At 66.6% G+C, this 21,370-nt stretch carries 18 protein-coding genes and 2 pseudogenes; 18 read left to right on the forward strand and 2 right to left on the reverse strand.

The genetic code is table 11. The features are described from left to right. Nucleotides 1-127: 127 nt before the first annotated feature. The 7 genes from DK26_RS09020 (at nt 128) to DK26_RS09050 (ending at nt 7,968) form a co-directional block, all read left to right on the forward strand. Nucleotides 128-1,147: a putative 2-aminoethylphosphonate ABC transporter substrate-binding protein gene (locus DK26_RS09020; protein WP_066470872.1), complete on the forward strand. Its 1,020-nt coding sequence runs from the start codon at nt 128-130 to the stop codon at nt 1,145-1,147. A 112-nt stretch (nt 1,148-1,259) separates the two neighbouring features. Then, nucleotides 1,260-2,354, forward strand: coding sequence for a putative 2-aminoethylphosphonate ABC transporter ATP-binding protein (locus DK26_RS09025; protein WP_083533100.1), 1,095 nt, complete (start codon nt 1,260-1,262; stop codon nt 2,352-2,354). Further along, nucleotides 2,351-4,066 (forward strand): putative 2-aminoethylphosphonate ABC transporter permease subunit, encoded by a 1,716-nt coding sequence (locus tag DK26_RS09030; RefSeq protein WP_066470875.1) that lies wholly within the window; start codon nt 2,351-2,353, stop codon nt 4,064-4,066. Before DK26_RS09025 ends, DK26_RS09030 begins: the two co-directional genes overlap by 4 nt. Before the next feature lie 22 nt (nt 4,067-4,088). Then, the gene (locus DK26_RS09035; RefSeq protein ID WP_248309915.1) at nt 4,089-5,753 is read left to right on the forward strand and encodes a Na/Pi cotransporter family protein; all 1,665 of its coding nucleotides are present in this window, start codon (nt 4,089-4,091) and stop codon (nt 5,751-5,753) included. Nucleotides 5,754-5,771: 18 nt separating this feature from the next. Then, the gene (locus DK26_RS09040) at nt 5,772-6,317 is read left to right on the forward strand and encodes an RNA pyrophosphohydrolase (protein ID WP_248309916.1); all 546 of its coding nucleotides are present in this window, start codon (nt 5,772-5,774) and stop codon (nt 6,315-6,317) included. Nucleotides 6,318-6,370: 53 nt separating this feature from the next. After that, nucleotides 6,371-7,126 (forward strand): metallophosphoesterase family protein, encoded by a 756-nt coding sequence (locus DK26_RS09045; protein WP_066470880.1) that lies wholly within the window; start codon nt 6,371-6,373, stop codon nt 7,124-7,126. Then, nucleotides 7,123-7,968 (forward strand): EamA family transporter, encoded by an 846-nt coding sequence (locus DK26_RS09050; RefSeq protein WP_066470882.1) that lies wholly within the window; start codon nt 7,123-7,125, stop codon nt 7,966-7,968. The genes DK26_RS09045 and DK26_RS09050 overlap by 4 nt, the downstream gene beginning before the upstream one ends. A gap of 3 nt (nt 7,969-7,971) precedes the next feature. Here DK26_RS09050 and DK26_RS09055 read toward each other — a convergent pair whose 3' ends face one another. Then, on the reverse strand, nt 7,972-8,850 hold the full coding sequence (locus tag DK26_RS09055; RefSeq protein WP_083533101.1) for a LysR substrate-binding domain-containing protein: 879 nt from the start codon (nt 8,848-8,850) through the stop codon (nt 7,972-7,974). A gap of 344 nt (nt 8,851-9,194) precedes the next feature. On the opposite strand from DK26_RS09055, the gene DK26_RS09060 reads away from it, so the two are divergent. From DK26_RS09060 to DK26_RS09095, 9 genes and pseudogenes are all read left to right on the forward strand, one after another. Then, a complete protein-coding gene (locus DK26_RS09060) occupies nt 9,195-10,199 on the forward strand; it encodes an AraC family transcriptional regulator (RefSeq protein WP_066470886.1) in 1,005 nt (334 codons plus the stop codon). 120 nt (nt 10,200-10,319) lie between these two features. Next, entirely contained in the window at nt 10,320-12,179 is a 1,860-nt protein-coding gene (locus DK26_RS09065) for an ABC transporter ATP-binding protein (protein ID WP_066470892.1), read from the forward strand. After that, nucleotides 12,176-13,906 carry an ABC transporter ATP-binding protein gene (locus tag DK26_RS09070; RefSeq protein WP_066470894.1) on the forward strand — a complete coding sequence of 577 codons (1,731 nt, stop codon included), beginning with the start codon at nt 12,176-12,178 and terminating at the stop codon, nt 13,904-13,906. Before DK26_RS09065 ends, DK26_RS09070 begins: the two co-directional genes overlap by 4 nt. Then, nucleotides 13,906-15,150: an MFS transporter gene (locus tag DK26_RS09075; protein WP_066470896.1), complete on the forward strand. Its 1,245-nt coding sequence runs from the start codon at nt 13,906-13,908 to the stop codon at nt 15,148-15,150. Before DK26_RS09070 ends, DK26_RS09075 begins: the two co-directional genes overlap by 1 nt. Nucleotides 15,151-15,170: 20 nt before the next feature. Next, nucleotides 15,171-17,360, forward strand: a complete 2,190-nt coding sequence (locus DK26_RS09080; RefSeq protein ID WP_184231656.1) for a TonB-dependent receptor — start codon at nt 15,171-15,173, stop codon at nt 17,358-17,360. 11 nt (nt 17,361-17,371) lie between these two features. Beyond that, nucleotides 17,372-17,776, forward strand: coding sequence for a hypothetical protein (locus DK26_RS09085; protein WP_248309917.1), 405 nt, complete (start codon nt 17,372-17,374; stop codon nt 17,774-17,776). 164 nt (nt 17,777-17,940) lie between these two features. Continuing rightward, nucleotides 17,941-18,069: pseudogene (locus tag DK26_RS28495) on the forward strand (antitoxin Xre/MbcA/ParS toxin-binding domain-containing protein); the annotation flags it as partial. A gap of 8 nt (nt 18,070-18,077) precedes the next feature. Further along, nucleotides 18,078-18,574 (forward strand): annotated as a pseudogene (locus DK26_RS09090) (RES family NAD+ phosphorylase). A 297-nt stretch (nt 18,575-18,871) separates the two neighbouring features. After that, nucleotides 18,872-19,360 (forward strand): L-2-amino-thiazoline-4-carboxylic acid hydrolase, encoded by a 489-nt coding sequence (locus DK26_RS09095; protein ID WP_066470900.1) that lies wholly within the window; start codon nt 18,872-18,874, stop codon nt 19,358-19,360. A gap of 377 nt (nt 19,361-19,737) precedes the next feature. On the opposite strand, the gene DK26_RS29625 is transcribed toward DK26_RS09095, so the two are convergent. Beyond that, nucleotides 19,738-20,496, reverse strand: a complete 759-nt coding sequence (locus DK26_RS29625) for an ATP-binding cassette domain-containing protein (RefSeq protein WP_248309941.1) — start codon at nt 20,494-20,496, stop codon at nt 19,738-19,740. On the opposite strand from DK26_RS29625, the gene DK26_RS29630 reads away from it, so the two are divergent. Together DK26_RS29630 and DK26_RS09110 are read left to right on the forward strand one after the other, a co-directional pair. Then, nucleotides 20,401-20,937: a hypothetical protein gene (locus DK26_RS29630; protein WP_248309953.1), complete on the forward strand. Its 537-nt coding sequence runs from the start codon at nt 20,401-20,403 to the stop codon at nt 20,935-20,937. The genes DK26_RS29625 and DK26_RS29630 overlap by 96 nt on opposite strands. 136 nt (nt 20,938-21,073) lie before the next feature. Then, the gene (locus tag DK26_RS09110; RefSeq protein ID WP_066470906.1) at nt 21,074-21,313 is read left to right on the forward strand and encodes a hypothetical protein; all 240 of its coding nucleotides are present in this window, start codon (nt 21,074-21,076) and stop codon (nt 21,311-21,313) included. The last annotated feature ends 57 nt before the right edge of the window (nt 21,314-21,370 follow it).

Consider the following 21,370-nt stretch of genomic DNA (forward strand, 5'->3'; position numbering starts at 1 on the left):
TCAATGCCCTGGAACGCGTGACCACAAAAACCAACGCAGGCGGAGCGATCCGCCTGCGTTTTCGTATGTCAGGGGAAAGAAACGTCGAAAGAGCGTTCGAACCGATCAATAATGAGGGGATGAGATCATGAAGACCTGGCTTGCTTCCTGCGTCATCGGCGCCTTCGCGCTCGTACTGCCCGGCGTCGCCCAGGCGCAGAAGACCAAGGTGACAATCTATACCGCGCTGGAGAACGATCAGCTCGGACCGTTCAAGGCCTCGATCGAAAAGTCCGTGCCGGAAGCGGAAGTCGTCTGGGTGCGCGACTCGACCGGCGTGATCACCGCCCGCTTCTTGGCCGAGAAGGACAATCCGCGGGCCGACATGGTGATGGGGCTCGCCGCTTCGAGCCTGCTGATGTTCGAGAAGGCAGGCCTGCTCGAAACCTACAAGCCCGCCAATGCCGATGCGCTGAAGCCGGTGTTCCGCGACGGCAAGGAGCCCTACACCTGGACCGGCATGGATGCCTATCTCGGTGTCGTCTGCTTCAACACCGCCGAGGCCAAGGGCGTCGCGGTGCCGACCTCCTGGAAGGACCTGCTCAACCCGGCGCTCAAGGGCAAGATCGTCATGCCGCACCCGGCTTCGTCCGGCACCGGCTATCTCATGGTCGCCGGCTGGCTGCAGAGCATGGGCGAGACCGAGGGCTGGAAGTTCATGGACGGCCTGCACGAGAACATCGCCGCCTATCTCCATTCAGGCTCGGCGCCCTGCGTTCAGGCCGCACGCGGCGAGCGCACCGTAGGCCTCGCCCTCGACATGCGCGGCGCGGCGGAGAAATCGAAGGGCGCCCCGATCGAGGTCGTGATTCCGAAGGAGGGGGTCGGCTGGGAGATGGAGGCGAGCGCGATCGTCAAGGGCTCGAAGAATCTCGCCGTTGCCAAGAAGATCGCCGATTGGACCGCGAGCGCCGATGCGAACGTGATCTACTCCAAGACATACGCGATCGTCGCGGCACGGGGCATCGAGAACAAGCCGGCCAACTATCCCGCCAACGCCGAGGCCGGGATGATCAGGAACGACCTGTCCTGGATGGCCGACAATCGCGATCGCGTCCTCGCCGAATGGTCGAAGCGCTACGAATCCAAGGCCGCCCCGAAGAACTGACGCCTCGCCGTCCGGCGCCCGGTCCGGCGCCGGACGGCACGCATCCTGCAAAGCACGTCGCGTTAGAGCTTAGCAACGCTGCGAGCCCTTCGCCCGGAAAAGGCCGTTCGCCATGACGATTCAGACGTCGCCTTCGTTCATCAGCATTCGCGGCCTGACCAAGAGCTTCGGAAGCTTCCAGGCCCTGAAGGGCATCGATCTCGACATTTCGCGCGGCGAATTCGTCTGTTTCCTCGGACCATCCGGCTGCGGCAAGACGACCCTGCTTCGCGCCATCGCCGGTCTCGACCTGCAGAACGGCGGCACGATCGAGATGGGCGGGCGCGATGTCTCGCATGCCGCTCCGTTCGAGCGCGATTTCGGCATCGTCTTCCAATCCTACGCGCTCTTCCCCAATCTGACGGTCGCGGACAATATCGGCTACGGCCTCGTCAACCTGCGCCGTCCCGCGCGCGAGATCGCCGAACGCGTCGAGGAACTGCTCGCGCTCGTCGGGCTGCCCGACCAGGGCCGCAAATACCCGATCCAGCTTTCTGGCGGCCAGCAGCAGCGCGTCGCGCTCGCCCGTGCGATCGCCACTTCGCCCGAGCTTCTATTGCTCGACGAGCCGCTTTCGGCGCTGGATGCCAAGGTTCGGCTGCGGCTGCGCGACGAGATGCGCTCGTTGCAGCAGCGCCTCGGCGTCACCACCATCATGGTCACGCACGACCAGGAGGAGGCTCTGGCGCTGGCCGATCGCATCGTCGTCATGAGCGACGGCAGGGTCGAGCAGGTTGGCTCGCCGGAAGAGATCTACCGGCGCCCCGCCACGCCGTTCGTCGCGGATTTCGTCGGGCACATGACCTTCCTGGACGCCGTCGTCACGGGGCCGGGCAGGGTGAAAGTCGGCGAACTCGATCTCATCGTCGCCAACGCCACGCCCTTCGCGGTGGGAACGCCGGTCCGGCTCGCCATGCGCCCCGAGGAGGTGCGCACCCGCAGCATTACCGCCGACACGCCGAACCGGTTCGATGCGACGATCGGGGATTTGTCCTTCCTCGGCTCGTTCTGCCGGGCGCATCTGGAGCCGACGAATTCGCGCTCGACCCGTATCGCTGCCGATTTCTCGGCCAATGCGATGCGCGACCTCGGCCTTGCGCCGGGGCAGACGCGCAGCGTCGCCTTCCCGCCCGAAGCGCTTCACGTCTTTGCCGGGGCCGCACGATGACCATTGCTGCGCAGCCCTATCCCCGGAGTGCGCTCGCCGTGAAGCTCAAGCCGATGCGGCTCAGCGAACGCCAGGTCGGGACCGCGCTGATCGCGGCACTTTGCGTCGTCCTCATCGTCATCATCGCGCTGCCGCTCTGGGCGCTGCTGTCCAAAAGCGTCGAAAACGTCGACGGCCAGTTCGTCGGGCTTGCGAACTTCGTCACCTACGCCACGACACCGACGCTTCTCGCCTCGCTGACGAACAGCCTGTTCGTGGCCGGGCTGACGACGGCGATCGTCGTGCCGCTCGCCTTCTTCTATGCCTACGCTCTCTGTCGCAGCACGATCCCCGCCAAGGGCCTGTTCTACGCCGCGGCCATGGTGCCGGTGTTCGCGCCATCGCTCCTGTCCGGGCTCGCGCTGATCTATCTGTTCGGCAATCAGGGCCTGCTGAAATCCTGGATGATGGGCGCGTCGCTCTATGGGCCGATCGGCATCATCGCGGCCGAGAGCCTCTACAGCTTCCCGCATGCGGTGCTGATCCTCGTAACGGCGCTCGCGCTCTCGGACGGACGCTTGCGCGAGGCGGCCGAGGCCATGGGCACGAGCCGCTGGCGCATTTTCCGTACCATCACCCTGCCTGCCGCGCGCTATGGCGTGATCAGCGCCGCCTTCGTCGTGTTCACGCTCGTCGTCACCGATTTCGGCATCCCGAAGGTGATCGGCGGCCAGTTCAGCGTGCTCGCGACGGATGCCTATCGGCAGGTGGTCGGCCAGCAGAATTTCCCGATGGGCGCCGTCGTCGGCATCATCCTTCTGGTCCCGGCAGTGCTCGCCTTCTTTGCCGACAGGGCGGTCCAGAAGCGCCAGAGCGCGATGCTCTCGGCGCGGGCGGTCCCCTATGAGCCGAAGCCGGAGCGGCGGCGCGATCTCGCGCTGCTGATCTTTGCAGCCCTGGTCGCGCTGGCGATCGTCGGCCCCTATGCGGTGGCGGTCTGGGGTTCGTTCGTGCGCTACTGGCCGTACAACCTGTCGCTGACGCTCGCGAACTACGATTTCTCCACCGTCGAGCCGAGCGGTTGGGAGCCTTACTGGAACTCTCTCATGCTGGCCTCGCTGACCGCGGTCATCGGCACGGCTCTAATCTTCTGCGGCGCCTATCTCATCGAGAAGCTCAAGATCGCCCCGCGCCTTCGTGGCTTCGCGCAGTTCCTCGCCATGCTGCCCATGGCCGTCCCGGGCCTCGTGCTTGGCCTCGGCTACGTCTTCTTCTTCAATGCCGGCTGGAACCCGCTCGGCTTCCTCTACGGGACGCTGGCGATCCTCGTGATCAACACGATCGCGCATTTCTATACGGTCGGGCACATTACGGCCGTGACCAGCCTCAAGCAGATCGACCCCGAATTCGAAGCCGTCTCGGCTTCGCTCAAGGTGCCGTTCTGGGCGACGTTCCGGCGCGTGACGGCGCCGATCTGCATGCCGGCCGTGCTCAACATCGCCGTCTATGTCTTCGTCAACGCGATGACCACCGTCTCGGCCGTGATCTTCCTGTACGGCGCCGACACCAAGCTCGCCTCGATCGCAATCGTCCATATGGACGAGGCCGGTGCGGTCGCTCCCGCCGCCGGCATGGCGGCGGTCATCATGGCGACCGCGATCGCAGTCAAGCTCGCGCATATCGCCCTCGATCGACTGGTTTTCGGTCGCCTCCAGCGCTGGCGGCAGCGCTAGGAAACGCGCGGGCGGTCCGGCCATGCCCATGCAGACCCCGACGCAGACGCTGCTCGCCCTTGCCGGCGAGGTCGCGCTGCTGCTGTGGAGCGTCCAGCTCGTCACCGCGAGCGTCTCGGCGGCGCTGGGTGCGCGCCTGCGGGCCCTGGTGGCATCGGGGCTCGCGAGCCGCTGGCGCGCCTTCCTCGCGGGGGGCGCGGTGACGGCGGTCCTACAGTCCAGCACCGCCACCGCGATGATGATCGGCTCCTTCGCCGGAGCCGGCCTCGTCGCATTGCCCACCGGCCTGGCGATGATGCTCGGAGCCAATGTCGGCACCACGCTGCTGGTGCAGCTCGTCAGCTTCGATATCGGTGCCGCCGTGCCGGTTCTCCTGCTCTGCGGTTATGTCGGCATGCGCCGCTCGCAGCGGATAACCCTCCACGAAGGCGCCAGGGCTGCCTTCGGTCTCGGCCTGATGCTGCTCGCGCTGAAGCTGATGCAGGCGACCATGCAGCCGGTGGAGCACTCGGATCTGCTGCGCACGGTGCTGTCAGCGTTGTCGGGCGATCCCTTGGTCACGCTCCTGCTCGCCGCCGCGCTAAGCTTCGCCGCTCATTCCTCGCTGGCCGCCATCCTCGTCGTGATGAGCCTCGCCAGCGCTGGCGCGATCGCCCCGGAGGCGATGGTCGCCATGGTCCTCGGCTGCAATCTCGGCACCGCGATCAATCCGGTGGTGCAGGCCCGAAGCAACGGTAACACGGCGCTGCGTGTCCCCCTCGGCAACCTCGCGAACCGCCTCGTCGGCTGCGCTTTGGGGCTCCTTGCCCTGCCTCTGATCGTGAAGCTGCTGGCCGGGTTGCCGCTCGATCCGGCACAAGCCGCGGCCGCGCTCCATTTCGCGTTCAATCTCGTGATGGCAGCGCTGTTCCTGCCGCCGCTGCCGGCGATAGCCCGCCTCCTCGTCCGGCTTCTGCCGGAGCCGGGTCCGGAATCCGACCCTGCGCGCTCGCGCTACCTCGACGAGACTGCGCTCGCCACACCGACCGTCGCGCTGTCGCATGCGACGCGCGAGGTGCTGCGCATGGCCGATGTTGTCGACGACATGCTGAAGGCCTCGCAGAAGGCTATGGGGAGCGACGATGCGCGCTGCGTCGCGGCCGTCCGGCGCGCCGACGACGTGCTCGACAGTCTCTACGACCAGGTCCAGCTCTATGTCGGCGCGATCGCGCATGAGGCGCTCTCGGAGGCCGAGGAACGGCGCCTTTCCACTCTGCTGGCACTCGCGATCAACCTCGAGCATATCGGCGACATCGTCGAAAAGAACCTGATGCAGATGGCCGGCAAACGCATTCGCGACCAGCGCCGGCTGCCGCCCGCGACGCTTGGCCTGCTCGCCGACATGCATGATCGTCTCCGCAATCATTTGCGACTGGCGGTGACCGTCTTCATCTCGCAGGACGAGACGACGGCCCGCAGGCTCGTACGGGCGAAGGAGACCTTCCGCGAACTCGAGCGCGAGGCGATCGAGGATCATCTCGACGAGATGCGCAAGGGCGACCGTGAGGCATTGGTGCTCAGCGCCCTGAGGCTGGACATCATCCGCGACCTCAAGCGCATCGAGGCGCATATCGCGGCGACGGTGCATGGTCTGCTGGAGCATCGCGGCCTGCTGCAGGCGACGCGCCTGCTCGATGCGGCGGAGTAGGATTTGACGGAGCATTCTGTGATCGGATCGCCGCGTGACAGTTCCGCCCTGCCTTATCGGCCGAATGTCGGCATCGCGCTGTTCAACCGGCAGGGGCTCGTCTTCGCGGGGCGTGGCCGCAGCGCGGGGCCGGAGATCGTCGAGCCGGGCTTCGACTGGCAGCTGCCGCAGGGCGGCATCGACCCGGACGAGGACATCGTCGCGGCCGCGCGCCGCGAGCTCGCTGAGGAGACCGGCGCCACCACTGTTTCGCTCCTCGCGGTGACCGAGGATTGGTGGGCCTACGATTTTCCGCCCTATGCCGGGCCGCCGCACAAGCTGGCAGCCTTCAAAGGCCAGCGGCAGCGCTGGGTGGCGTTCCGCTTCGAAGGCTCGGCCGCGGAGTTCGACATTTCCGGCCCGAATGGCGACGAGCCCCCGGAGTTCTCCGAATGGTCCTGGCTGCCGCTCGCGGAGATGCCCGCGCGCGTCGTTTCCTTCAAGCGCGAGATCTATCGGCGGGTCGCCCTGGCCTTTTCGGAATGGGCGGTGCCGACTTCCGAAGCGACGGACGGCCAGCGCTAGGCGCTGTCGTCCTTGATGACCGACCGCGATCCCTTGCCTTCACCGAGTTCGATATGCGCATTGCAGTCATCGCCGATGTCCATGGAAACGCCGCCGCTCTCGAAGCCGTCCTGGCGCGGCTGCGTCTGGAGACAATCGACCTGCTCGTCAATCTCGGCGATTGCGCTTCAGGTCCTCTTTGGCCGGCGGAGACGGTGCGGTTGCTACGCGAAGCGACCCCGCTCCACATCCGTGGCAATCACGACCGGGCGCTCGGCACAGCCTCGCCGGAAAAGCTCGGGGCGTCCGATCGCTTCGCCTGGGAGAGACTGAGCGATGAGGACCGTCATTGGCTCGCCAGCCTGCCCGCTGAGGCCGAGCCGGCGACACAGGTCAGGTGTTTCCACGCCAGCCCCGGTAGTGACGAAACCTATCTGATGGAGCAGGTCGTCGCCGGGCGCCTGCTACCGGCCGATGCCGACGAGGTGGCCGCGCGGCTGGGGCCTGGCAATGCCGGGCTGGTCCTGTGCGGGCACAGTCACCAGGCACGCCTGCTGCGGGTGGCCGACGGCACGCTCGTCGTCAATCCCGGCAGTGTCGGTTGCCCCGCCTATGATGACTCGACCGAGCCGCCGCATGTCTCGGAAAGCGGCTCGCCCCATGCCCGCTTCGCCCTGATAAGCCTGGCTGATCAGGTGACGGTGGAGCACTATGCCGTCGCCTATGACTGGGCGGCGGCAGCGCAACAGGCGGAGCGTAACGGGCGGCCGGACTGGGCCCATGCACTGCGGACGGGCAGGGCGCTTTCGAAGGCCGGCAGGCCGGCATGAGTCTCACGACCTTCCTGGCGGTGCTGGCTGCCGCCGCGATGCACGCCGGCTGGAACGCCTTCGTCAAGCTCCGGCTGGAGCCGATCCTGGCGATGACGATGATCTCGCTCACCGCCGGCCTGTTCGCCTTGCCGGCCCTTGCGGTCACCGGACTTCCGCGGGGCGAGGCCTGGCCCTGGCTGGTCGCGTCGCTCCTGTTTCATCTCGGCTATTATATCGGGCTGTCCGAGGCCTATCGGCGCGCCGAGATGAGCCAGATCTATCCTCTGGCTCGCGGCAGCGCCCCGTTGCTGACGACGGTGATCGGCGTCGCCTTCCTCGGCGAGCGGCTCGTCCCCCTCCAGCTCGGGGCCGTCGCCCTGCTCGGATGCGGCATCATGCTGATCTCGCTGCTCGGCCGCCGACGCGGCAGCCGCTTCGACCAGGGCGCAATCGGCTACGCAGCGCTCGCCGCGATCATGATCTGCGGATACACGCTCGTCGATGGGCTCGGCGCGCGCGCCGCGGGGGATCCGCATGCATATTCCGCCACGCTGTTCGTGATCGACGCACTGCCGTTGACGATCTACGTCGCGCTGCGCCGCGGCCGGTCCGCCTGGGCGGCCATGAAGCCGTTCTGGCTGCAGGGCAGCGTCGGCGGCGCGCTCGCGCTCGGCGCCTACTGGATCGCGATCTGGGCGATGACGGTCGCACCCATCCCGCTGGTCGCAGCGCTGCGCGAGAGTTCGGTCCTGTTCGCCGCGGCCATCGCCTATCTCTGGCTGAAGGAGCCGCTGCAGCCTTCGCGCCTGCTGGCCTGCTGCCTGATCGTGCTCTCGCTGGTGCTGATGCGCATCGCCTGACCGTCAGCCCTGCGCCGCGAGTTCCTGGACGGTCTCGAAAAAGCTGCGAACGAGCGGGATGCGGCGCCGTTCCGCGCGGCACGCGGCGTACTCACCGACCGAGAAATCGGCGCCGGTGATCGCAAGCCGCTTGACCAGTTCGTCGGGGCGAAACTCGGCGCTGAAAATCACACCGATCCCGAAGCCGGCGGCGACCGCTTCGCGCACTGCCTCGCGCGACTGCACTTCGAGCAGGTTCGCAGGCCGCACGGCGGCCTCGAAGAGCCGCCTCTCGAAAACCTCTCGGGTTATCGAGCCCCTTTCCCGCAGGACGATATCCTGGCCGGCGAACGCCTCTATGGGAATGGCGTCATAGGCTGCCAGAGTGTGGCTCGTCGCCACGAAGGCAACCAATCTGTCCGAGCGGAGCTTGACCGTATGGAGCCTCGGATCGGAGCTCTGTCGCGCAGTGATCGCGACGTCGGCGGCGAAGTCCATGATCTGATCGACGACCTGTGACGAATTGCCGATCGTCATCGAGAATGTGAGCCCCGGATACTTCTCCCGCATGCGGGCGAGCGCCCTCATCACATGGGTCGCGCTGTCGGCGGCGATGCGCAGATGGCCGCGCTGAAGCGTGCGCGTGCCGGCCAGCAGGGATTGCGCCTCGTCCTGGGCGGTGAACAGGCGTGACGTGATCACGAACAGGCTCTGACCGAGCGGGGTCAGCTTGACCTGCCGGCCGGCGCGATCGAACAACCTGACGCCATAGGCCTCCTCGAGCCCGCGAACCTGCGAGGACAAGGTCGGTTGGCTGAGGTTCCGCGCCCTGGCTGCGCCCGTGAAGCTCCCAGCCTCGGCGACGGCATGAAACGCTGCGATTCCAGAATAGCTGACTGCCACGTTTCATAGACCCCATCTATGGCGGAGCTAGGAACTATTTATCACGGCAAGTTCAATATCAATACGGTCGGCGAAAGGTCGGAGCCTCGATGCCGGCGGCGCTCTTCGTCTTGCGGTGGCTTCAGGCGTAGGCCGCAGTCCGTTCGGGCGCGTTTGAAGGGGAGTGCCGGCCGCGGCCGCGCGATCGCGCTAACGGTCCGACCCTCCTCCTCTGTTCAGTGCCAAAAGGAAATGGCGGCCTTCGACCGTTCGATATTATTCCATTTCTTGTTTGTTTGCAGAGTATTGCGTGAGTCCATCGCTGTATCCTACCTGTTCGGACCACATCTTCAGCCGGGTTCGCAATGGCATTCACGATCAACGGGCAATCGGCTGCTGGCGCTGGCGTCCTCCAGGCCAGCGACCAGATCACCTACGACGATGTCGCGGCCTATATGGACAGCACGCGCTATCTCGATTTGAGCGGCACATCGCGGCAGGCCCAGCCGACGCTGCCTTTCGCGCGTGGCAGCTACTGGATGGAGCCGGTCCGGCCCGATGTCCACGTCACCGGCTGCGACCTCGAGTACCTCAACGAGGACCGCGTCGCCGGCTGCTACCGCCCGAGCCTGTTCGTCGGCATGCTGAGCGCCGGCGAGCACACCGGATTCGTCGGTGGTCGCTCGATCGCCAGCCAGCGCATCGGCGTGCCGACCCTGCTCGGCGTCGGCAGCGAGGTCGAGATCACCTCGAACCAGCGGCGCGGCCAGATCTGCCGGATGAGCGGTTTCCATATCGGCGCGGACTTCCTGCGCGGGCTCGCCGATGATGGGTCGGCCGGCTGCACCGGCCTTGTGCGCCTGCTCGACGAGGGTTTTGCCTTCCACGAAATCGAGCACAGCGTCACGTTGCGGATCCTGCTCGGCCAGCTCGCTGGCAACCCTTATTCCGGCACGCTGGGGCAGATCTATGCCGAGAGCCGCATCCTCTCGGCCCTGGTCGAATTGGCCGGGTTGCTGCACGATGCGGAAGACAGCAGCATCCTGGCCCTGTCGCGGCCGCATCGCGATCATGCCGAACAGGCCCGGCTGCTGCTCGATGTGCGCCTAGCCGATCCGCCGAGCGTGCCCGAGCTCGCCCGGACGATCGGCCTCAACGAGACCGATCTGCGCCGAAGCTTCAAGGCCGCCTTCGGCACCACGATCATCGACTATCTGCGCGACCGCAGGCTTGAGGTCGCACGCGTGCTGGTGCTGCGGCGGGAGCTTTCGGTCGCGAGCATCGCCTATCGCGTCGGCTTCGCCAGCCCGGCCAATTTCGCCACTGCCTATCGCCGTCGTTTCGGCCGGCCGCCATCCCAGGATTTTTAAGGCTTCCAGGGCGTTCGCGTCCGCAAAGGAAAAACACCGGGCCGCAAAGGCCGGATGCGTGGAGCCCATCACGGCCGCGCCCTAGAACGGCCACAGGTCCAGCGGCTCGAAGTTTTCCCTGTGTCGGCAGCGCATTCGATCAAGAAGACCGGCGGCGCCGGGGAACAAGGCAAGGTGGCGGTGGACGCCCCTGTCTCGCTTGGCGCTGTCGCCGGACGCTTGCTGGCGTTGATGCGCCGGCGCCGTGGCCTCCTCCTGCTGTCCGTTCTCTGCGGCACGGCTGCGGCTCTGCTCTCGCTCTCGCCCTATGTCGCAGCCGCGCTGGCGCTCGCTGCGCTTCTCGACGGAAACGCGAGCACTGGCTGGCTGACCTCGCTCGGCCTCGCCGCGCTCGCCGGCGTCGCCGGCCGCCAGGCGTTCTTCGCTCTCTCGACCGGGCTGTCGCACCGCATCGCCTTCGCGACGCAGGAAGAATTGCGCGTCGAACTCGCGGCCAAGCTGGCGCGGGTACCGCTCGGCTTCTTCGACGATCGCTCCAAGGGCGAACTGCGCACCGTTCTGCTCGACGATGTCGAGGGCGTCGAGGACGGTATGGCGCATATCGTGCCGGAGCTCAGCGCGGCGATCGTCGCGCCGGTCGTGGCGATCCTCCTGCTCGCGCTGATCGACTGGCGCCTGACCATGCTGGCGTTGCTGCCGCTCGGTCTCGGCATGGTTCTGATCGGCCGGGTCATGCGCCAGGGCGAAGGCGTCACGCGCGACTATCTCCAGATCCAGGCGCGGATGGCCGAGACCGTGGCCGAGATGGCCGACGGGCTGCCAACCGTGCGCGCCTTCAACCAGGACGGCCAGGCGACGGCCCGGGCACGGCGCACCTTCGCCGAGATCAGCGAACTCTCCGAGAACTGGGCGCGTCATGCGGTCGTTCCGGGCTCGGTCGCACAGGTGCTCCTGACCAGCCATCTGCTCTTCGCCGCACCGGCGGGGCTGCTGATGGCGGCGGCCGGCTGGATCGGCACCGGTGCGCTCGCCGCTTTCCTGGCGGTGACTTATGGGCTTGGCGACGTCTTCTCCTCTCTGCAGGGCATCAGCCATCGTCTGATGAAGCAGGTCGAATTGCTCGACCGGATCGACGCTGTTCTCGCTGCGCCGGAATTGCCGGCGCCCGCCGAACCCAGGACACCCGCCGACGCCTCCGTCCGCTTCGCCGGAGCGACCTTCAGCTATGGCAATCGTCGTGTGCTCGACGGGATCGAGCTCGAGGTCGCGCCCGGACGCTGCCTTGCCCTTGTCGGGCCGAGCGGCTCGGGCAAGTCGACGCTGGCGCGCCTGATCGCCCGCTTCCACGATGCCGAGGCCGGCGCCATCGAGATCGGCGGCGTCGATGTCCGCGAGATCGCGCCCGACGTCCTCAACGCCCACATTGCCTATGTCTTCCAGGACGTCTTCCTGTTCGCCGGCACGGTGGCGGAGAACATCCGCCTGGCAAGGCCGGACGCCTCCGACGAGGCGGTGATCGCCGCCGCGCGGGCAGCGCAGGCCCACGGTTTCATCTCGGCGTTGCCGCAGGGATACGGCACGCCCGTCGGCGAGCGCGGCTTCGGGCTCTCCGGTGGCGAGCGCCAGCGAATCTCGATCGCCCGCGCCATCCTCAAGGACGCGCCGATCCTCGTCCTCGACGAAGCTACCGCCTTTGCCGATCCGGAGAACGAGGCGCTGATCCAGGATGCGATCGCCGCGCTCGCCAGCCGGCGCACCCTGATCGTGATCGCCCATCGCCTGCACACCATCGCGCATGCCGACCTGATCGCCGTTCTCGATGCGGGCCGCGTCGCCGAGCAGGGCTCGCATGCCGAGCTCCTCGACCGCGACGGGCTCTACGCCGCGATGTGGCGTGCACAGGAGGAGGTCCGCCGGCACCGCCACGCCTCCGGTGGGGTCGATACGCCGGCCGGTACCTGGGAGGAGAACCTGGCATGAAGCTCCTCGCCTTGCTCCTCGCCCATCTCGGCCCGGCGCGCGCGGCCTTCCTGCGCGCCATGCTGCTGACCTTCCTCGAAGGGCTCGCGGCCGCATTGCCGGCGCTCGCGGTCGCGCTCGGCCTGGTGCGGCTCCAGCAGGGTGGCGCCGATGTCGTGGCGATGCTGCCCTACGCGCTCGCCGTCCCGGCTGCCGTCGCGCTGCGCATGCTGCTGATCCGCCGCGCCTGGGCCAAAGGCTTCCATGCCGGCAATGTCGTCACCGAGACCATCCGCAACCGCCTGCTCGACCGGATGCGCGCCGTGCCGATCGGCGCCTTGCAGCGCTGGAGCGCCGCCCGTCTCGCCACGCTGTTCAGCGAGGATGGTCGCTGGATCAACGAAGTCTCAACCTTCAGCCTGAACCGGCTGTTCGGCGGGCTTGCTGCCGGCGCCTGCCTGCTCGCCTGCGTCGTCGTCTTCGATGCCGTCACCGCACTCTGCGTCATTCTCGCCTTCGCACTCGGCCTTGCGGCAATGCCGGTCGCGGCTCGTCTGCTGAAGCGGCTGCTCTCGGCTCGCAATGCCGAAATCGCCGGTCTGAACCAGCTGATCGGCGAGTATGGCGAGGGCATCGCCGTGTTCCGCTCCTTCTGCGCCGGCGACAGCGCCTTCGGCCGCCTTGCCGGCGCGACCAAGCGCATGCGCGAGCTGATGATCGGCTCGACACCGCAGCTCGTCTCATTGCAAGGGCTCGCCGCCTTCGCGATGACGCTCGCCTTGCCGCTCGCGCTCCTTGCCTTCGCCTGGCGCGGCGAAGCGGAGCTGTCGCTTGTCCTGGTCCCGGCCTTCTTCCTGTTGCTGGCCGCCAGCCAGGCGCTGGCTACGGCCGTGTTGCCGCAGGCGCTGGTCGTCATGCTCGGCATCCAGGCCGAGGCCAATATCTCGCGCTTTCTGGCCGAGCCAGTGCTGGGCGGGCAGGTGACCGAACCCGGGCGGCCGCTGGCGTTGAAGCTCGACGGCGCGCATCTGCGCTATGGCGCGGACAAGCCGGACGTCGTCAGCGATGTCAGCTTCGACGTCAGGCCGGGCGCGACCGTCGCCATCGTCGGCCCGAGCGGCGCCGGCAAGTCGAGCCTGCTCGCGCTGATGCTGCGCTACCTCGATCCGACGAGCGGGCGCGTGTCGCTTGGTAGCACCGATCTCTCGACGCTCGATCCAGCCCGGGTGCAGGCGCTGACCGGCTTCGTCAATCAGGATGTCCACCTCTTCCGTGACACCCTGCGGGCCAATCTCCTGCTCGGTGACCCGCAGGCGAGCGAGGAGAAACTGCAATCCGCGATCCGCGCCGCCCGGCTGGACGACCTCATCGCTGCGCTGCCCGACGGGCTCGAGACCCGCATCGGCGAGGGTGGTCGCACGCTCTCCGGCGGTGAGCGCCAGCGTGTCACCGTCGCCCGCGCCCTGCTGAAGGACGCGCCGATCCTGCTGCTCGACGAGGCCTCCTCGGCGATGGATCCGCTCAACGAGCGCGCCATCCAGCAGGCGATCGCGGCGCTGGAGGACGGGCGTACCGTCGTCGTCGTCGCGCATCGCCTGCGCAGCATCGCCGGGGCCGACCAGATCCTGGTGATGCAGGCCGGCCGGATCGTCGAGCGCGGCCGCCACGAGGACTTGCTCGCCCTGGACGGCCTCTATGCCCGGCTCTGGCAGGCCCAGGACCGCGCCGCCGGTTGGAGGCTGCGCTGATGACTGTGGCATCGGAAAGCGTACGAGCAGGGCTGCTCGGCCCCGGCACGGCACTGCGGCTCGGGATCGGCGCGGTCTATGCCGCCGCGGCCGTGCCGCTTTTCTTCATCTACAACATGCTGCCGGCTAGCCTGCGCCAGGCCGGGCAGCCGCCCGAGATCGCCAATCTCGTCTTCCTCGCCTATCTGCCCTTCGCGCTCCGGGCGATTTGGGCGCCGCTGGTCGACCGGCTGGGCCGGCAGCGCGCACCGGTCTACCGCCGCGTCGTGCTGGCCTGCCTCGGCATCGCCGTCCTCGGCATCGTCTCTCTGCTTGCATTCTCGCCGGCGACGGGCGCCGTCTCGATCACGCTCGCCGCGACGGCGCTGATCGTCCTGATCGCGACCGCGACGATCGCCCTCGACGGCTATCTGATGGCGATGCTGCCGGCGCCGGAGCGGGCGCGCAGCGCCGCGCTCCAGGGCGGTGGCTTCGCGCTCGGCGGGCTCGTCATGGGCCTTGGCATCCTCGCCTGCGACGGGGGCGACTGGCATGTCGTGATCTGGCTGCTGATGGGCACCATGGCGGCGCTGGCCCTGCCGGCCCTGGCGATGCCGGCCACGCCGCCGCGCGCCTTCGTCCCCGATGCGCATGAGATCACACGGCGCGGCCTCTGGTGCTTCCTGATCGGGCCCCCGTCGCGACGGCGGATCGGCCTCGCGCTGACGTTGCATGGCGGGCTCGCGCTCGCCGGCGGCATGCTGCCGGTCCTGCAGGTCGATGCCGGCCTGACGCTGGGCCAGATCGCGCTGGTCTCGGCGGCGGGTGCCAATGGCGTGGGCCTGTTGGCCGCCTGGGCGACGGGCCTTGCCCTGCGACGCATCGGGGCCTGGCAGATGGCGGCTATCGTCGGCCTCGCCTCGGCACTCGGATTCGGCGCGATCGCATTCGCGGCGCCCAAGGTCGGTGCCACCGCCGCGATCGCGCTGTCGCTGCTCGTGATGGCGCTCGGCTACGCCTTTTTCGTCGTCTTCCGTGCTCTCGTCCTGAAGAGCTGCGGCGGCCCGCGCGGCGCGACCCAGGCCGCCAGCCTGTCGAGCCTCGACGCTTTCGTCTCGACCGTCTTTGCGATCCTGGCCGGGCTGGTGATCGGCCGTTTCGGCCTACCGACCCTGCTGTCGCTCTCCGCCCTGCTTTGTGCAGCCGGCGCCGTCCTCGCTTTCGGCGCCGGGCGGAGCGCCGACGAAACCGACATGACGCCATGACCAACCGGAGCAAGACCCAAATGGGCCGCCCTATTCGTGCTTTCCGCCTGCTCGCGACCACGGCGCTCGCCGCTTCCGCTACGCTTCCGACCGCCGACATCGCCTTGGCCCAGAGCACGATCGAACTCGACGAGATCACCGTCACCGCGCGCAAACGCAATGAGCGACTCTGGGACGTGCCCTTCACAGTCGATGTCCAGACCGGCCAGCAGCTCGACGAGAAGCGGGCCTATGACGCACCGTCCGCGCTTAAGGATGTAGCCGGCGTCTACATGCCGGGCTTTGGCGACCGTTCCACCTCTTTCCTGATCATGCGCGGCGTCGGGCCGATCCTGTTCCCGCTCGGCCCCGACGATTCCTCTGTGCTGACCTTCATCGATGGCGCGCCGTTGCCGATAGGGTCCTCCAACGCCAACTATCTCGACCTGGAGCGAGTCGAGGTGCTGAAGGGGCCGCAGAGCACACTGTTCGGCCGCAACACCACCGGCGGCGCCGTCAACCTCGTGCCGGTGCAGCCGGACGAGACCTGGAAAGGCCATCTGCGTACCGAATACGGCACGCAGAATCACCGCATGCTCGAAGGCGCCATCGGCGGCCCGCTGATCAAGGACAAGCTCGGCGCACGCCTTGCCTTCCGCCTGCGCGGCATCGACGGCTACGTCAACAACGTCGTCGGGCCCGATCTCGGCCGCGAGCAGAGCGCCACCGGACGCCTGACGCTACGCTTCACGCCGACCGACCGGACGACCTGGACGCTCAGCGGCAGCATCGATTCCTCGGACGGCGTGCCGGTCTACTACACCCTCAAGGGCGACGGCTTCCCGATCCTGGCGGCGCAGAACCTCGCCCGCGAAGTGACCAGGAACTATGCCTTGCAGTCGAAGTTCGAGCACAGTTTCGAGCATTTCAGCTTCACCTCGCAGACCTCCTACAACGCGATCCGCGCCGACCTGACTTATAACGGCGTCGACTTCTTCCTCGGCAGCCGGATCTCCGGACTGCCGACCGGCGCCTTCGCCAACACCGCCGGCAACTACTTCGACCGGAACACCGATCAGAGCCGCTTCACCCAGGAGCTGCGCCTGAACTCCAATCCCGGCGACAAGCTGCAATGGGTCGCCGGCGTCTCCTACTACCGGGATCAGTCGAAGCTTTTCTCGATGCGCAACATCTTCATGTACGGGCCGGCCGTCTCCGGCTTCGACAACCTGCACCAGACCACGACCGGCCAGGCGGTCTTCGGCGAGGCGACCTATCCCGTGATCGACCGGCTGAAGCTCTCGCTCGGCGGCCGCTACACCCGCGAGCAGAAGGCGTATGATGGCGAGTTCTACAGCGACGGCACGCCCGGCACCGTTCCGGTCTTCGTCGAGACCGGCAAGAAGGACTATAATTTCTGGACCGGCCGCGCCTCGCTCTCCTATGAGTGGAGCGACAAGCTCATCAGCTATGCCAGCGTCTCGCGCGGCTACAAGAGCGGCGGCTTCGGCACCTTCAACTCGCTGATGTGGGCCGGCGTGCCGCGCACGCCCTATGATTCCTCCAGCACGATCGCCTATGAGATCGGCAGCCGCGGCTCCTTCCTCGACGATCGGCTGAAGGTCTCGGCGGCGCTGTTCTACAACGATGTCAGCAAGGAGCAGATCCTCGCCTACGACCTGCAGAACTTCGCCCAGAAATCGCTCAATCTCGACACCGACGCCTACGGCGTCGAGCTCGATGCGAACTGGCGCGTCAACGACAACTGGGAACTCGCCGGCGGCATCACCTACACCGCGACCGAAATCACCGATGTGCCGGCTGCCGCAGCCGCCGCGCAACCCGGCCTGAAGAAGGGCAACCAGCTGCCGCAGGTGCCGGAATGGGCCGGCAAGGCCTCGGTGACCTATCGCGCCCCGCTGGGCACGCTCGGCATCGCCGCCTTCGGCCCGGCGAACCTGCTCGCCCGCGTCGGCTACAACTATATCGGTCCGCGCTATGCGGAGGCCGGAAACCTCGCCAAGCTCAACCCCGTGCACCTGCTTTCGGCCCGTCTGGGCGTCGAGTGGGAGAAGGGCGAGGCCTATCTCTTCGGCGAGAACCTGCTCGACAAGCGCTATGTCACGTTCGCCCAGCCCTATGGCGCGAGCGTGCTGACCGGCGCTCCGGTCTTCGGCGCGATCTATGCCCGCGGCGCGACCCTGGGCGCCGGCGCCAGCCTGAAGTTCTGAGGGGCGGCGCGGTGAGCATCATCGACGCCTCCTCCTGGCCGGTCGTGCGCTGGACCATGCCGGCCGCGATCCCGGACGCCGAGGCTGACGATCTGCTCGCCGCGTTCGACGCGCTGCTCGACCGCGGCGAACGCTTCGTGCTGATCTTCGAAGGCGTCGAGCGACCGGCAGAGGCGGGGCGCTTCAACCGGCTCTACAAGGACTGGTCGAAGCGCAGGCGCAAGAATCTCGCTCGCCTCGTCGCGGGGGCGGTCCGGGTCGAGCCGGACGACACCAAGCGCCAGGCGCTGCTCGGCAAGCTGCTTAATGTGGCGCTGGCTGCGTTCATTCCCTATCCGCTCAAGATCGTCGGATCGGAGGCGGAGGCGCAGCGGACTGCCAGCGCGTGGCTTCGCGGCAAGGTACAAATCCCGTAGCGACGCAAGTTTGCGAAGCAGGCCCTCATTGCTGCGGAGAAAGAGCGCGCAGCCGCGCCGCGAGCGGACCTTGGAACTCGGCGGAAAGCGGGCGTTTCGGGCTGCATTTCCCGAAGTCGGTGGTCGGCCCGGCCGGTTTCTGTGGCTGAGCAATGGTTCAATGGTATGCTTGGTATCGCTCAGAGCCCTTGCCAGGATTTTCAGGCCTGACAGCGATGCGCCTCGTTCGCGAGGGGCGGGCCGACGACGTTCTCGACTACATCGATGCCGTCGATGCCGGCGTGCATGCCTGACCGTGACGCTGCACGACCACGGCCAGCTCTATCGTGCGCTGAAGCCGATCTATGCCCGCGAACCGCTCTCGGGCCGTGGTGCGGAACTTTATGGCGGGCGTTTCAACCGAAAAGGGATGCCGGCCCTCTATACATCATTGTCAATCATCACGGCGTTGTGGGAAGCCAACCAGATCGGCAATCTGCAGCCAACGACGCTGGTGTCCTACAATGCCGACTTCGAGCGCGTCTTCGACACTCGCGATGAATGCGCCTTGTTCGTCCATCGATGGACGCAGCAGCGTTGGCAGACACCAACTGGCGTGATCAGATGAAAGCGAACGGCACGGCGAAGACGCAGAGCTTCGCGAACGAGCTGCATCAGGCGGGCTATGACGGGTTGCTCGTCCGTAGTTTTGCGTCCGGCTCGACGCCACAGGATCTCAACCTCGTCCTATGGCGCTGGCGGGCGGTACCCCCGGCTTACCTGGAATTGATTGATGATGAAGGCTGCCTGACCCGTTGATTCCGAACCAATGGCACAGGTGTCCTCGCTTTGGCCGAGGGTAGCGAATATGCTCGAAGGGCTTCTGGCCGGGGATATCCCGATTGGGGCTACGGGATGGGATGCCGAGCCGCATCTGAATATTGAGACGACCTGTTGTAGATGGTCACCACTGGGTCAGCGCTGATTCCGCCACTCTGGCCTGAAGGGTTGGAGACGAGCATCGCGATCGCGTGCGGCAGCGACCGGGCCGGTATTGCGATGCGCAGGAGAAATGCCGTGCCGAAAGAGAATGGACCTTCCGATTCCAGAGCCGCGATGGACGGCGAGATCGGCATCCTCGCTCGACGAAAGATCGAGGCTGGCATCATCGCGCCAATTTATGCGGAAATGTGCAAGCAAGTCGGCGAGGAAAAAGCCCGATCCATCCTCGACACCGCCATTCGCCAAGCGGCGATCAAGGCCGGCGAGAGCTTCGCCGCCAGGACGCCCGGTGGCACCTCACTCCGTACTTTCCAGGAATTGCAGGATCTCTGGACGCAGGACGACGCTCTGCTGATCGACGTCACGAAAGCGACTGACGAGGAGTTCCACTATACCGTCAAGCGCTGTCGGTATGCCGAGAGCTACAAGGAAATGGGGCTCGGTCAGATCGGCCATCTATTGTCGTGCAACCGCGACAGCGTCTTCTGCGTCGGCTACGATCCGCGGATCTCGCTCGAACGTACTCAGACAATCATGGAAGGCGCCTCCCACTGCGACTTCAAGTATCGCTTTCATGGAGCGCCGCAGGAGAACGCCAAATAGCGCCGTTCTTCAACGGCAGGTCGTCCTCGTTGGCCGGCCTGCATCTGCTTGGGCAAGCTTCTGCGGGACGCCCAAGGCGGGCGCTTGCCTGTGAGCGCTCTAGCGTTTCGGAGCCGCCCAGCCGCCTTCGGCAGCAGATGATCTGGGCGTTCTGTGCCGGTATTTGATGAACCGGACCATGATTGAACCGGTCTGGCTCGGTTACGCCTCGCTTGCGGAGGAACTCGTCGGGCGTCTGAAGGCGCCATGGTGGCCGGGACAGGAGAGGTCACGGCGCTCGCGCAGCGGATCGACGGGTGCCGGTGCGCGCCCGCCGAGCGCCCTGGCTGATGGAGGACGCTTGCACGGAACCTTGAAGCCCGGCGTCGGCAAATTGGTCAACGGGGTACAGCCAGTGGCTTGGCCGTGTCGGGATGGGCGAGAACGGCCATGGGTCGGCCATAGATCGCTTCGAGACGAACCGCTGTCATGATCTCCTCCGGCGTACCGGCGTCGATCAATCGTCCAGAATGCAGGGCGACGATGTCGTCGCAATATCTGGCGGTCATGTTGATGTCGTGGAGAACGACGACGACACTCATCCCACGCTCGTCGCTCAGCTGTCGCACCAGCGCCAGCACCTCGATCTGATGGGCGATGTCGAAGGCCGAGATCGGTTCGTCGAGCAGCAGGCACTGAGCGTCCTGCGCGATCAGCATGGCGAGCCAGGCACGCTGACGCTCGCCGCCGGACAGCGTATCGACGAGGCGATCCGCGAAGGACGCCATGTCGGTGAGCTTCAGTGCCTCGCCGACCTTTTGCCGATCGGCTGCTCCGAAGCGGCCGAGCGCGCCGTGCCAGGGATAGCGCCCGAACGCGACCAGCTCGCGCACGCTCAGGCCCGTTGCCGCTGCCGGCTGCTGCGGGAGATAGGCGACATGTCGTGCGAAGTCGCGCGCCCGCCAGGTGACGAGCGGATTGCCGAGAAAGCGGATGACGCCTTTCGTGGGCGCCTGCTGGCGGCCGAGCAGCTTGATCAAGGTAGACTTCCCGGAGCCGTTGTGACCGATCAGGCCGGTCACACGCCCCTGAGGCAGGGTGAGGTCGAGCGGATGCAACAGGGTGCGCCCGCCGACCGCGAAGGAGGCCGCCTCGATGGCGAAGAGAGCGTTGGCATCCCCGGCTTCGTGCACGGGCAGTTGAGCGCCGGCGGTCACGCCTCGCCCTCGGGACCGAAGGCGAAGCGGATCGCCCGGTTGATCGCGATGGGGAGCACGGACATGTGTGTCTCGCCGTCGAAAAGGGCGAACTCGACCGGACGGCCCGAGCTGCGCACTGGCCGCAGGATCGATAGCTTCAAAATCGTCGGCGACAACCGGCTGCCGCGCCTTCCGGCGCTGATGGTCGATGACGAGATTCGCCAGAATGCGATGGAGAAAGGCACGCGGCTTGGCGATCGTCGGCCTGGGCGTGCTGGCAAAGCGCAGACATGCTTCCTGCACGAGATCATCCGCGACATGTCCGCCGCCAAGACGCCGGCGTGCGAAGCGAAGCAGTTCGGCATAGCAGGCCTCGACCAGCCGAGATGGGGATTCTGAGGCTGGGGGGCTCATAAATAGGGCGCAACCCGATCGATGCCGCGACGACCCTGCGATCCTTATACAGTCGATAATATCGGTTCAATATCAATGTTTTAGACGTTTTCTAGATTGGTCTTCTCGGTTGTCCGAAGCGATGGCGCTGAAGAATGAAAAGAACTTGCCGGCCGGGGTTCGGCTCAAGGTCGTCGTCGAAACGCCGAGTTCGGCGACGATCTGCGCTCTCGCACTGCGCGGTGTCGGCGTTGGCCTGACCAATCCGGCAGCGGCCGAAGGCTTTGCCGAGTTGGGGGCGATCTTTCGCCCGTTCGAGCAGCCGATCTATTTCAACAGCATTCTGATGTTCGCCCCGATATGCAGAAGGCCCGGCTCGTGAAGAGCTTTGCCGCCGAGCTGCTCGGGGCGAGAGGGCGAGCTTGAGGTCGCAGGACCT

The sequence above is a fragment of the Allobosea sp. WAO genome (genome assembly GCF_001509835.1).
Lineage (GTDB): Bacteria > Pseudomonadota > Alphaproteobacteria > Rhizobiales > Beijerinckiaceae > Allobosea.